This is a genomic window from Pseudorhodoferax sp. (assembly GCF_047601025.1).
In the GTDB taxonomy this organism is placed as follows: domain Bacteria; phylum Pseudomonadota; class Gammaproteobacteria; order Burkholderiales; family Burkholderiaceae_C; genus Pseudorhodoferax.
Window position 1 is genome coordinate 3,916,432 of the sequence record NZ_JASGJZ010000001.1, and the last position, 11,986, is coordinate 3,928,417.

Below are 11,986 nucleotides of genomic sequence, written 5' to 3' on the forward strand. Positions count from 1 at the left end.
CCGCCGCCCCGGTCAGGCCATGCGCGCGCAGGCCGCCGGCACGTGCAGCTGCGGCACCCAGTGCCGCGCGGCGAGCTCCAGGTTCTGCGGGTCGCCGCTGCTCAGCAGCGCCAGGTAGCCCAGCCGCGTGCGCTGTGCCAGGCGCTCGCCGAGCCGGCGCCGGGTCTGCCGTGCGACCGGCTCGCCGGTCGCGATCAGCCGCACCCAGGGGCCGACCATGGCCTGCAGTAGTGGCTCGATCAGCACGTAGTGCGTGCAGCCCAGCACCAGCGTGTCGATCTCGCCGGGACCGCAGCCGAACGGCGCCATGCGCGCCAGGTAGCGCGCGGCCAGCACCTCGGCGTCGCGGCTGTCCGGCCGCTGTACCGAGGCGTCGATCGCCGCGGCCAGGCCGTCGCAGGGCTGCGCGACGCAGGCCACGTCGCCGGCCACGGCGGCCTGCAGGGCCGCGAAGCGTGCGCTGCCTAGCGTGGAGCGCGTGGCGATCACGCCGATGCGGCCGGTGCGCGTGGCGGCCACGGCGGGCTTGAGGGCCGGCTCCACGCCGACGATCGGCAGTTCGGGCCATTCGGCGCGTACGGCCTCGGCGGCGGCGGCCGTGGCGGTGTTGCAGGCGATCACCAGGGCCTTGATGTCGCAGCGCCGCAGCGCCGCAGCCACGGCGCGCGTGCGCTGCTGGACGAAGCCGGTGTCGCGCTCGCCGTAGGGCGCGAAGCCGCTGTCGTCGGCGTAGACGAAGTCCTCGTGCGGCAGCGCCGCGTGCAGCGCGCGCAGCACCGACAGGCCGCCGGTGCCACTGTCGAACACGCCGATCGGGCGTGGGTCCGCGGCCGTCGGCGCGTCGTGGCTCACGCGGTTGCGACCTCGATGCCCTTGAACTCGCCGCTGGCGATGCGCCGGCTCCACTCGGCCGGGCCGGTGATGTGCGCGCTGGTGCCGCCGGCGTCCACGGCCACGGTCACGGGCATGTTCACCACGTCGAATTCGTAGATGGCTTCCATGCCGAGGTCCGCGAAGCCGACGACCTTGGCCGCCTTGATGGCCTTGCTGACCAGGTAGGCGGCGCCGCCCACGGCCATCAGGTAGGCGCTCTTGTGGTTCTTGATGCTCTCGATGGCGACGGGGCCGCGCTCGGCCTTGCCGATCATGGCGATCAGGCCGGTCTGCTCCAGCATCATGTCGGTGAACTTGTCCATGCGCGTGGCGGTGGTGGGACCGGCGGGGCCGACGGCCTCGTCGCCCACGGGGTCCACGGGGCCGACGTAGTAGATGACGCGGTTGGTGAAGTCCACCGGCAGCTTCTCGCCCTTGGCCAGCATGTCCTGGATGCGCTTGTGCGCGGCGTCGCGGCCGGTGAGCATCTTGCCGTTGAGCAGCAGGGTGTCGCCGGGCTTCCAGCTCGCCACTTCTTCGTGGGTCAATGTGTTCAGGTCCACGCGCTTGGACTTGTTGTAGTCCGGCTCCCAGTCGATCTTGGGCCACAGGTCGAGGCTGGGCGCCTCCAGGTACACGGGGCCGCTGCCGTCCAGCACGAAGTGCGCGTGGCGCGTGGCCGCGCAGTTGGGGATCATGGCGACGGGCTTGCTGGCGGCGTGCGTGGGGTACATCTTGATCTTGATGTCCAGCACGGTGGCTAGGCCTCCCAGGCCCTGCGCGCCGATGCCCAGGGCGTTGACCTTCTCGTACAGCTCCAGGCGCAGCTCCTCGACCTGGTCGAGCTTTTCGCCGCGCGCGGCCTTGGCCTGCAGCTCGTACATGTCCAGGTCTTCCATCAGGCTTTCCTTGGCCAGCAGGACGGCCTTCTCGGCCGTGCCGCCGATGCCGATGCCCAGCATGCCGGGCGGGCACCAGCCGGCGCCCATGGTGGGCACGGTCTTGAGCACCCAGTCCACCAGGTTGTCGCTGGGGTTCATCATGATCATCTTGGACTTGTTCTCGCTGCCGCCGCCCTTGGCGGCCACGGTCACGTCCACCTTGTCGCCGGGCACGATCTGCACGCTGATGACGGCGGGGGTGTTGTCCTTGGTGTTCTTGCGGGCGAACTGCGGATCGGCGACGACCGAGGCGCGCAGCGTGTTGTCCGGGTGGTTGTAGCCGCGGCGCACGCCTTCGTTGATTGCGTCCTCGAGGCCGCCGGTGAAGCCCTCCCAGCGCACGTCCATGCCGATCTTCAGGAACACGTTGACGATGCCGGTGTCCTGGCAGATCGGGCGGTGGCCCGTGGCGCTCATCTTGCTGTTGGTCAGGATCTGCGCCATCGCGTCCTTGGCCGCGGGGCTCTGCTCGCGCGCGTAGGCGCGCGCGAGGTGGGCGATGTAGTCGGCGGGGTGGTAGTAGCTGATGTATTGCAGCGCGGCCGCGATCGATTCGATCAGGTCCGCCTGGCGGATGCTGGTGGTCATGGCGTCGTGGGGGAATCGTTGTGGAAAGCGGCGCCGATTATCCGTGCCACGGTGCCGGCCCATCATGGAGAAATCGCGTGCGCCGGAGCGCGCGGGGTAAGATGAGAACTGTTCTTGTTTGGAGAGATTGCCCACCATGTCCACCCGTATCGAACGCGACACCTTCGGCCCGATCGAAGTCCCGGCCGACAAGCTCTGGGGCGCCCAGACGCAGCGCTCGCTGCAGAACTTCGACATCTCCGGCGAGCGCCAGCCCCGGGAGATCATCAAGGCGCTGGCCCAGGTCAAGCGCGCCTCGGCCACTGTGAACCACGCGCTGGGCCTGCTCGACGCGAAGAAGAAGGACGCCATCGTCGCCGCCGCGCAGGAGGTCATCGATGGCAAGCACGCCGACGAGTTCCCGCTGGTGGTCTGGCAGACCGGCTCGGGCACGCAGACCAACATGAACCTGAACGAGGTCATCGCCAACCGCGCCAGCGAGCTCCTGGGCGGCGAGCGCGGCGAGGGCCGGCTGGTCCATCCGAACGACGACGTGAACAAGAGCCAGTCGTCCAACGACGTGTTCCCCACGGCCTCGCACGTGGCCGCCGTCGATGCGCTGACCCACCGGCTGCTGCCGGCCATCGACCTGCTGAAGGGCACGCTGGAGCGCAAGGCCAGGGACTTCGACGGCATCGTCAAGATCGGCCGCACGCACCTGCAGGACGCCACGCCGCTGACGCTGGGGCAGGAGATCTCCGGCTGGGCCGCGCAGTTGGGGCATGGCCGCAAGCACGTGGAGGCCGCGCTGCCGCACCTGTGCGAGCTGGCGCTGGGCGGCACGGCCGTGGGCACCGGCCTGAACGCGCCCAAGGGCTATGCCGAGGGCGTGGCCAAGGAGCTGGCCGCGCTCACCGGCCTGCCGTTCGTGACCTCGCCGAACAAGTTCGAGTCGCTGGCCTCGCAGGACGCGCTGGTGCACGCCCACGGCGCGCTGAAGACGCTGGCGGCCAGCATGAACAAGATCGCCAACGACGTGCGCTGGCTCGCCAGCGGCCCGCGCAGCGGCATCGGCGAGCTGACGATCCCGGAGAACGAGCCCGGCTCGTCCATCATGCCCGGCAAGGTCAACCCCACGCAGAGCGAGGCCGTGACCATGCTGGCGGCCCAGGTGTTCGGCAACGACGTGGCCGTCAACATCGGCGGCGCGTCCGGCAACTTCGAGCTGAACGTGTTCCGCCCGGTGGTCGCGCACAACTTCCTGCAGAGCGTGCGGCTGCTGGCCGACGGCATGCGCAGCTTCAACGACCACTGCGCGGTCGGCATCGAGCCCAACCGCGCGCGCATCGCCGAGCTGGTCGGCAATTCGCTGATGCTGGTCACCGCGCTGAACCCGCACATCGGCTACGACAAGGCCGCCTTCATCGCCAAGAAGGCGCACAAGGAGGGCAGCAGCCTGCGCGAGGCGGCGATCGCCTCGGGCCACCTGACGGCCGAGCAGTTCGACCAGTGGGTGGTGGCCGAGGACATGGTCGGGCGCTGAGGCCGCCGGGCGCCGGTCCTGCCGCCCATCGCCGGGTGGCGCAGGGCGTTCCGGCGTGGCCCGGGCGGCGGACGCAGCGATACTCGCCCGCTTTGCCCGCGCGCCCATGGCTGCCGACACGCTGCGCCACGTCCTTCCCATCGACGCCTTCGCCACCTTCACGCTGGCGATCCTGCTGCTGTTCGCGGGCAAGGGGCTGACGCAGCGCGTGGCCTGGCTGCGCCGCTACAGCATCCCGGACGCCGTGGTCGGCGGCCTGTGCTGCGCGGCCGTGGCCTGTGCGCTGTACTACGCGGCGCGCGTGCAGGTGCAGTTCGAGCTGGGCGCGCGCGACATGCTGCTGCTGTACTTCTTCGCGGCCATCGGCTTGGCCACCGACGTGCGCACGCTGGGGCAGGGCGGGCGCGCGCTGGTGGTGCTGATGGCGCTGGCCACCGTCTTCATGCTGCTGCAGAACTTCGCCGGGATGGCCGTGGCCGGGCTGTTCGGCATGCCGCGACAGGCCGGGCTGATGGTCGGCTCGATCTCGCTGACCGGCGGCGTGGGCACCACGCTGGCCTGGACGCCGCATTTCACCGAGCGCCTGGGGCTGGCCGCCGCCGGCGAGCTGGGCCTGGCGGCCAACATGCTCGGCATGGTGGCCGCCTGCGTGATCGGCGGCCCGATCGCGCTGTACCTGATGCGCCGCCACCGCGTGCGCCCCTCGGGCCAGGCCGAGCTCGAAGTCGGCGTGCGCTACCAGGACCAGTCCCACGCCCGGCTCGACTACCACGGCATGCTGCTGGCGCTGCTGTGGCTCAACCTCGCGCTGATGCTGGGCAGCGGCATCACGGCGCTGATCGCGCGCAGCGGGCTGAACCTGCCGGCCTTCGTCGGCTGCCTAATGGCCGGCATCGCGCTGCGCGGCGCCGGCGGCCTGGTGGCGCCGCAGGGCCGCGCGCTGTGGGACTGGTACCGCATGCAGCCCGGCGTGGCGCTGGTGTCCGACATCTGCCTGGGCATGTTCATCACCATGGCGCTGATGGGGCTGCAGCTGTGGGCGCTGCAGCCGATCCTCGGCTTCATCGTCGCGGCCATGGCGGTGCAGGTGGCGCTGGCCGTGCTGTTCACGGTGCTGGTGGTGTTCCGCGCCATGGGGCGCGACTACGAGGCCGTGGTCGTCAGCGCCGGCTTCGGCGGCATCGCGCTGGGCTCCACCGCCACGGCGGTGGCCAACATGACGGCGGTGACGCGCGAGTTCGGCGCCGCGCCGCGCGCCTTCATCGTCGTGCCGCTGGTCTGTGGCTTCTTCATCGACCTGGCCAATGCGCTGGTGATCGGCTGGCTGGCGCGCTGAACGGCGGCGCGTGCGGAATTCCTCCACAAAACGCAGGAGAACCCGAGGTTGCGTAAAAGGGACTTCGGCCTATGATCGCGCCGTCCGGGCGCAAGCCCCCTGTCCACTAGGGAGTGTGGGCTGCCGAAGAGCAGGCATCTTCCGCCGGTCCGGAGCGCATCCGGGCACCGAAAAGCCCGCACCCGCGGGCTTTTCCATGGTTACGTCCGATATTGTTCGGATAGAAAGATCTCAACAGAAACCGGGTCTGTCGACACCACGATGGATCCGGACGATGGCGAGAACGCGCAAGGCGCTGCCGGCGAAGGCTGACGTGGCCCACCTGATCAGCGCCGGGGCGTGGTACCGGGGCTGCGCGTCATGGCGCCGGACGACAGTTCCATGGACGTGGCCGACGAACTGGCCCATGCCGAGCACTTCGGCAATCCCGGCGCCTCGTGCGGTCGGAGCGCCTTCCCGCAGCTGCGCGTGCTAGGGCTGGTGGAATGCGGCACACATGGGGTGACGGCCGCCGAGGGTGGCGTCCTATGCCCCCAGTGGGCAGGCCATGGCCGCCACGCTGCCGCCGACCAAGCTGCCGCCGGACGGTGCCGCCGTAGCGCACGGGCACGCCGTATTTCTCGGCCAGCGAGGCGCGCGGTTCCTCGATCTCGGCGGCACCGCCCAAGCCGTCAAGAACGATGCCCGCGCCCGCCTGGGCCAGTTGCCTGACCCACGGCCAGGCCAATGCCGCTGGTCGAGCCCGTGACGAGCGCGACTTCCCTTGGGCCATGGTGGGTCTCCCGAGGTGTTGCTGGGCGTGTCGAGTTTCGCGTGCACGCCGGATGCGTTCCCGGCCCTCATGGCAGGCGCCATCCGCCGGGACCACGAGCGCGCGTGGGCCACGCGGCTCGTGGTGACGCGCAGCCAGGGCGAGGGCTGACGGACGGGATGGACGGGCGCCCGGGTCCCGGTGCGTCGTGTCCCTGTCACCCCGTCATCGCAGCCCTGGCCTTTTCGACCTCGTTGTTGCCCTGCACGTTGCAGTTCTCGGGAACGACGGAGCGCGCGCGGTCCGTCACCTGCGGCAGCAGGGCGGCCAGGCGCTCCGGAACGTCGGCACCGATGCCGACGTGGACGCCGTCGGTCATCGTGACGTGCGCGGCCTCGAAGGTGCCGGCGCCGGCGCAGAGGATGGTGCGCGTGGGGGCGCTCTCGTGCGTCAGCACCAGCATCGCCGGCACCACGGCCTGCGGCGTCGCCAGCGCCGCCAGGTCGTCCTGGAACAAGCCTTCGGTCATCGCCGTGAAGGCGGTGGGCGCGATCGAATTGACGTGGATGTTGTGCCTCAGGCCCTCGATCGACAGCGTCTGCATCAGGCCTACCAGCGCCATCTTCGTCGCCGAGTAGTTGGCCTGGCCGAAGTCGCCGTACAGGCCCGACGACGAGGTGGTCATCAGGATGCGGCCATAGGCTTACTGCTGCATGACCGGCCAGACGGCCTTGGTGCAATGCACCGAGCCCATCAGGTGCACTTCGATCACGAGCCGGAAGTCGTCCAGCGACATCTTCGCGGACGACTTGTCGCGCAGGATACCGGCGTTGTTGACCAGCACGTCGACGCGGCCCCAGCGCTCCACGGTCCGGGCCACCATCTGCTGCACGGCGTCGAAGTCGGCCACCGAGGCGTCGCTGGCCATCGCCTGGCCGCCCGCCGCGACGATCTCGTCGACGACCTTTTGCGCCGCGCCGAGGTCGTTCACCACCATCCGGGCGCCGCGGGCCGCCAGTGCCAGCGCGTACTGCCGTCCCAGGCCGCCGCCGGCGCCGGTGACGATGGCCACGCGTCCTTCGGAATCCAGCTGCATGATTGAAGGCCTTTCTGGTATCGGAATGAGTGGCTAGACGGCGCTCACGCCGCCGTCGACCGCCAGGATCTGCCCCGTGATGTGCTTGCCGGCCGCCGACGCGAACAGCACCGCGGCGCCCTTGAGGTCGTCGTCGTCGCCCAGGCGCTGCAGCGGCACCCAGGCCGTCAGGTTGCCGACCCCGACCTGTTCCAGCGTGCCGCGCGTCATCTTCGACGGGAAATGGCCCGGTGCCAGCGCATTGACGGTGATGCCGTACTTGCCCCACTCGCCGGCCAGCGTGCGCGTGAGGTTGACCACCGCACCCTTGCTGGTGTTGTAGGCGATGGTCTCGGGCAGTTCGACCGGGTTGCCGGCCAGCCCGGCGATGGAGGCGATGTTGACGATGCGGCCGTGGCGGCGCGGGATCATCGAGCGCTTGCCGATCTGCTGCGTCAGCAGGAACAGGCCGCGCACGTTCAGGTCCATCACCTTGTCCCAGGCCTCGACGGGGTAGTCCTCGGCGGGGCAGCCCCAGGTCGCACCGGCGTTGTTGACGAGGATGTCCACGTGGCCCAGCCGGGCCAGCGCCTCGTCGGCCAGGCGCCGGATGTCGTCGTCGCGGGCGCCGTCGGCGGCCACCCAGTCGGCCTCGATGCCCAGCGATTTCAGGTGCGCTTGCGCCTCCTTGAGCTCGTCGGCCTTGCGCGCCGACAGCATGAGCCGCGCGCCGGCGTCGCCCAGCGCCTCGGCGATCTGCAACCCCAGGCCGCGCGAGCCGCCGGTGATCAGGGCCGTCTTGCCCGACAGGTCGAACAGTTGCTTCAGTGTGCTCATGAGCGGCCCCCTCAGGCGACTTCGGACAGTCCGGCGGCGCCCATGCCGCCGCCGACGGTGACGTCCATGCCGTCCACGATCACCTGCTTGGCCGCGGTCGCGATCGCCATCCACCCCGGGGAGCACTGGCGGTCCAGGGGCTGCGCCGAGACTTCGACCGGCAGCCCCGCGGCCAGCACCGCCAGGCGGCCGGTGTCGCTGCCCGAGGTGCCGGCGGCCAGCACGCGGCCGATCACGGCATCCTCGATCTCGCCCGGCGCCACGCCGGCGCGCTGCACTGCGTGGCCCATCGGCGAGGGGGATTCGACGTTGTTGAAGGCGCCCTCGAAGGCGCGCCCGATCGGCGTGCGGGCGGTCGAGGCGATGAAGGCTTCGCGCATGGTCGAAGAAATCCTGTTGCGGTGGATGGGCGAGGCGTGACGGTGGTTCAGAACGCCACGTTCTGACGGCCCTTGAGCTGCAGGATCTGTCGCGCCTCGTCCGGGGTGGCGATGTCCAGGCCCAGCTCGGTCAGGATGCGGCCGATCTTGGCCACCTGCTCGGCGTTGGAGGTGGCGAGTTGGCCGCGGCCCATGTACAGGTTGTCCTCCAGGCCCACGCGCACGTTGGCGCCCATCACCGCGCCCATGGTCACGAAGGGCATCTGCTGGCGGCCGGCGGCGAACAGCGACCAGACGTAGTCCTTGCCGAACAGCCGGTCGGCCGTCTGCTTCATCAGCAGCACGTTCTCCGGGTCGGCGCCGATGCCGCCCATCACGCCGAACACCGACTGGATCAGGAACGGCGGCTTGACCAGGCCGATCTCCACGAAGTAGGCCAGGTTGTACAGGTGGCCGATGTCGTAGCACTCGAACTCGAACTTGGTGCCGTGCGTCTGGCCCAGCGTCTCCAGGATGTAGCGGATGTCGCGGAAGGTGTTGCGAAAGATGCCGTCCTCGGTGGACTTCAGGTACGGCACCTCCCAGTCGTGCTTCCACTGGCGCGGCTTGTCGGCCATGCGGAACATGGCGAAGTTGATCGAGCCCATGTTCAGCGAGGCCATCTCCGAGGAGGCCCGCAGGGCGCCTTCGAGCCGCTGGTCCAGCGTCATGGCCACGCTGCCGCCGGTGGTGATGTTGAGCACCGCGTCGGTCTGCTCGGCGATGCGCGGCAGGAACTGCATGTACACCTCGGCCGCGGGCGAGGGGCTGCCGTCCACCGGGTTGCGCGCGTGCAGGTGGATGATGGCGGCGCCCGCCTTGGCCGCGGCGATGCTCTGCTCGGCGATCTCCTCGGGGGTGCAGGGCAGGTACGGCGACATCGTGGGCGTGTGCACGGAGCCGGTGATGGCGCAGCTGATGATGGTCTTGCTCATGGATGGATAGTCCTGAAGAGGGGGATGACGGGGGGACGAAGCAGGCGCGGCCGAGGCGCCCGCGCTCAGCGCGCGGCCATCAAGGCGTCGTCGAAGATGGCCACGGCGCGCGTCCAGCCGGCCGAGGCGTTGCGGATCTTGTGCGGAAAGCAGCTGATGAAGAAGCCGTCGGGCGGCAGCGCCTCCAGGTTGTGCAGCTTCTCCAGGTGGCAGTAGCCGATGTCGCGCCCGGCCTTGTGGCCCTCCCAGATCAGGCCGGCGTCGTGCGTGGCGGCGTACTTCTCGGCGGTGTGCACGAACGGGGCGTCCCAGCTCCAGGCGTCGGTGCCGGTCAGGCGCACGCCGCGCTCGAGCAGGTACATGGTGGCCCCGTAGCCCATGCCGCAGCCGGTGGAGACGAAATCGTCGTGGCCGTAGCGGCTGCCGGCGCGCGTGTTGACCACCACGATCTCCAGCGGCTGCAGCGTGTGGCCGATGCGCGCGAGCTCGGCCTGCACGTCGGCGGCGGTCACCACGTAGCCGTCGGCGAAGTGGCGGAAGTCCAGCTTCACGCCGGGCTGGAAGCACCACTCCAGCGGCACCTCGTCGATGGTCCAGGCGCGCTTTTTCTCGCCCAGCGCCTTGTCCATGGTGCTGTGGAAGTGAAAGGGCGCGTCCAGGTGCGTGCCGTTGTGGGTGGACAGGTTGATCTGCTCCACGGCCCAGCCTTCGCCGTCGGGCAGGTCTTCCTTCTTCAGGCCGGGGAAGAACGGCGCGATCTGCTCGACCGTGGTCTCGTGGGTGAAGTACTGGATCTTGGGCGCGAAGGGCGGCGGGTCCGAGATCACGTCGTTTTCAAGGTAGATCGACAGATCGACGAATTTGCGGGGCATGGCGGGGACTCCGTGGGGACGGGAAAGGTCTGGTCGGCGGCCCTGCGAGGGTCAATCGACCTTGATGTCGTTGTCGCGGACCACCTTGGCCCAGGCCTGGGTATCCTCTTTGAGGAACTGCTGGAAATCTGCTGGCGTGCCACCGGCAGGCACCAGCCCCAGGTCCTTGAGCCGCTTCTGGAATTCGGGGGTGGCGATGATCCTCTGGGCCGTTTCGTTGATCTTGTTGACTACAGCTGCAGGCGTGCCCTTGGGCGCCAGCAGCCCGTGCCAGGAGTCGCCTACGAAACCCTTGTAGGTCTCGCTGACTGCCGGAACGTCCGGCAGCGCCTCAACCCGCGTGGGGCCCGTGACGGCCAGGGCTCGGATCTTGCCGCCTTGGATGTGGGGAATCGCCGTGGTCGAGGGCTCCAGGACCGTGGTGATCAGGCCGGCCACGAGATCGGGGACCGCGTTGTCCTTGTAGGGCACATGCACCATGTTGGCATCGGCCGCGTTCAGTAGACGGGCCATGGCCACGTGCGTGCCCTGCCCGATGCCGTAGCTGCCGTAGTTGAGCTTGCCTGGATTGGCCTTGGCCGCCGCCAGCAGGTCGCCCAACGTCTTGTAGGGCGACTGCGCGGACGTGACCACCACGTAGGGCACCGACAGCACCCGGATGACCGGCACGAACTCTTCTGGCTTGTAGGGCAAGGACTTGTACACGTAGGGGTTGATCGAGGTCGTGTTGTTGACCGTGTAGAGCAGCGTGTAGCCGTCGCCGGGGGCCGATGCCACGGCCTGCGCACCGATGATGGTGCTGGCGCCAGGCTTGTTGTCGACCACCACTGGTTGGCCGAGGGCCTTGGACATCGGCTCGCTGAGCAGGCGCATGGTGACGTCGGGCGAGGTACCGGCGCCGAAAGTCACGACGACGCGGATGGGCTTGCTGGGGTACGCGCCCTGGGCGGGGGCGGCCAGTGGCGCGAGGGCGGCCGCGGCAAGGGCTGCCAGCGCGGCCCGCTGGAGCAGGGCGGGGCGGCTGGCTGCGGCACGGTGGTTGTGGATCGGGGCCATGGTTGTCTCCTCGGGGGCATGTGGATGGGGTCGTGGGTGTCGGATGGCCGGCGCCCGTTCAGGCATGGGTCTTCAGGCTCTGGCTCGCGTGGACGCTGTGGTGTCTTCGGCTGGCGTCCCGGGGCGAGGCAGCGCCGCACGCAGGCCGGCGGCGATGAAGCTCACGAGCATCGGCGCGGCAGCCGGGTCGGCGCACCGCATCTCGTTGCGCGAGAGGCGCTCGATGCGCGCGTCGCTCAGGTGCGTGAGCAGCACGCCCATGGCGAGCTGATAGCCCTTGGCCGCCTGGCCGCGCGTGGTGTGCGGCAGCGCCGCGTGCAGCGCGTCGATGAAGGCGTGCGCCATCGGATCGAAGAAGTCGCGCTGGACCTGGTAGGCCTCCTCGGTGGCGTTGTAGAGCTCGCGCGCCACCAGCAGTGCGTAGTATTCGCCTTCCGGACTGGCGCGCAGTTCGAGCACGGGCTCGATGAAGGCTTCGATGATGCGCGGCAGCGTGCGCGGGTCGGCTGGGTCGATGGGCACGGCCCGAAGGCGCACCAGGCGCTCGTCGATGGTGGGGCTCCAGTGCTCGAAGATGGCATGAAACAGCTCGTGCTTGGCGCCAAAGTAGTAGCTCACCAGCGCCACCGGGACCTTGGCCTCTTCCGCGATCTGCCGGATCGACACGGCGTGGTAGCCGTACTGGGCGAACAGTTTTTCGGCCGCCAGCAGGATGGCGGCGCGCCGGTCCACGCGGGGCGGCATCGGTGGCCGCTTGCGGACAGGGGGGGCGGTGTCAGGC

Annotated in this window: 10 protein-coding genes and 2 pseudogenes; 3 read left to right on the top strand and 9 right to left on the bottom strand. The window is 69.6% G+C overall.

Annotation, left to right across the window (positions count from 1 at the left end):
* Window positions 1-12: 12 nt before the first annotated feature.
* Window positions 13-852, bottom strand: a complete 840-nt coding sequence (gene murI, locus QM782_RS18330) for a glutamate racemase (RefSeq protein ID WP_415204324.1) — start codon at window positions 850-852, stop codon at window positions 13-15.
* Window positions 849-2,402, bottom strand: a complete 1,554-nt coding sequence (locus QM782_RS18335) for a fumarate hydratase (RefSeq protein ID WP_415204325.1) — start codon at window positions 2,400-2,402, stop codon at window positions 849-851. The genes murI and QM782_RS18335 overlap by 4 nt, the downstream gene beginning before the upstream one ends.
* A 136-nt stretch (window positions 2,403-2,538) precedes the next feature.
* On the opposite strand from QM782_RS18335, the gene fumC reads away from it, so the two are divergent.
* The 3 genes and pseudogenes from fumC to QM782_RS18350 all read left to right on the top strand — a co-directional run.
* Window positions 2,539-3,924 carry a class II fumarate hydratase gene (gene fumC / locus QM782_RS18340; RefSeq protein WP_415204326.1) on the top strand — a complete coding sequence of 462 codons (1,386 nt, stop codon included), beginning with the start codon at window positions 2,539-2,541 and terminating at the stop codon, window positions 3,922-3,924.
* 106 nt (window positions 3,925-4,030) lie between these two features.
* Window positions 4,031-5,260 carry a sodium/glutamate symporter gene (gltS, locus tag QM782_RS18345; protein WP_415204327.1) on the top strand — a complete coding sequence of 410 codons (1,230 nt, stop codon included), beginning with the start codon at window positions 4,031-4,033 and terminating at the stop codon, window positions 5,258-5,260.
* A gap of 334 nt (window positions 5,261-5,594) precedes the next feature.
* A pseudogene (locus QM782_RS18350) lies at window positions 5,595-5,861 on the top strand (IS4 family transposase); the annotation flags it as partial.
* A 367-nt stretch (window positions 5,862-6,228) separates the two neighbouring features.
* On the opposite strand, the pseudogene QM782_RS18355 reads toward QM782_RS18350, so the two are convergent.
* The 7 genes and pseudogenes from QM782_RS18355 to QM782_RS18385 all read right to left on the bottom strand — a co-directional run bounded on the left by QM782_RS18355 (window position 6,229) and on the right by QM782_RS18385 (window position 11,937).
* Window positions 6,229-7,107 (bottom strand): annotated as a pseudogene (locus tag QM782_RS18355) (SDR family NAD(P)-dependent oxidoreductase).
* Between the two features lie 33 nt (window positions 7,108-7,140).
* On the bottom strand, window positions 7,141-7,923 hold the full coding sequence (locus QM782_RS18360; protein ID WP_415204328.1) for an SDR family oxidoreductase: 783 nt from the start codon (window positions 7,921-7,923) through the stop codon (window positions 7,141-7,143).
* Between the two features lie 11 nt (window positions 7,924-7,934).
* On the bottom strand, window positions 7,935-8,303 hold the full coding sequence (locus QM782_RS18365; protein ID WP_415204329.1) for a hypothetical protein: 369 nt from the start codon (window positions 8,301-8,303) through the stop codon (window positions 7,935-7,937).
* Window positions 8,304-8,350: 47 nt separating this feature from the next.
* Window positions 8,351-9,277, bottom strand: coding sequence for a 3-keto-5-aminohexanoate cleavage protein (locus tag QM782_RS18370; RefSeq protein ID WP_415204330.1), 927 nt, complete (start codon window positions 9,275-9,277; stop codon window positions 8,351-8,353).
* 65 nt (window positions 9,278-9,342) lie between these two features.
* Window positions 9,343-10,149, bottom strand: coding sequence for a cyclase family protein (locus QM782_RS18375; RefSeq protein WP_415202856.1), 807 nt, complete (start codon window positions 10,147-10,149; stop codon window positions 9,343-9,345).
* Between the two features lie 51 nt (window positions 10,150-10,200).
* Complete coding sequence (locus QM782_RS18380; RefSeq protein ID WP_415204331.1) at window positions 10,201-11,205, bottom strand: Bug family tripartite tricarboxylate transporter substrate binding protein; 1,005 nt, start codon at window positions 11,203-11,205, stop codon at window positions 10,201-10,203.
* 72 nt (window positions 11,206-11,277) lie between these two features.
* On the bottom strand, window positions 11,278-11,937 hold the full coding sequence (locus QM782_RS18385; RefSeq protein WP_415204332.1) for a TetR family transcriptional regulator: 660 nt from the start codon (window positions 11,935-11,937) through the stop codon (window positions 11,278-11,280).
* Window positions 11,938-11,986 lie beyond the last annotated feature (49 nt).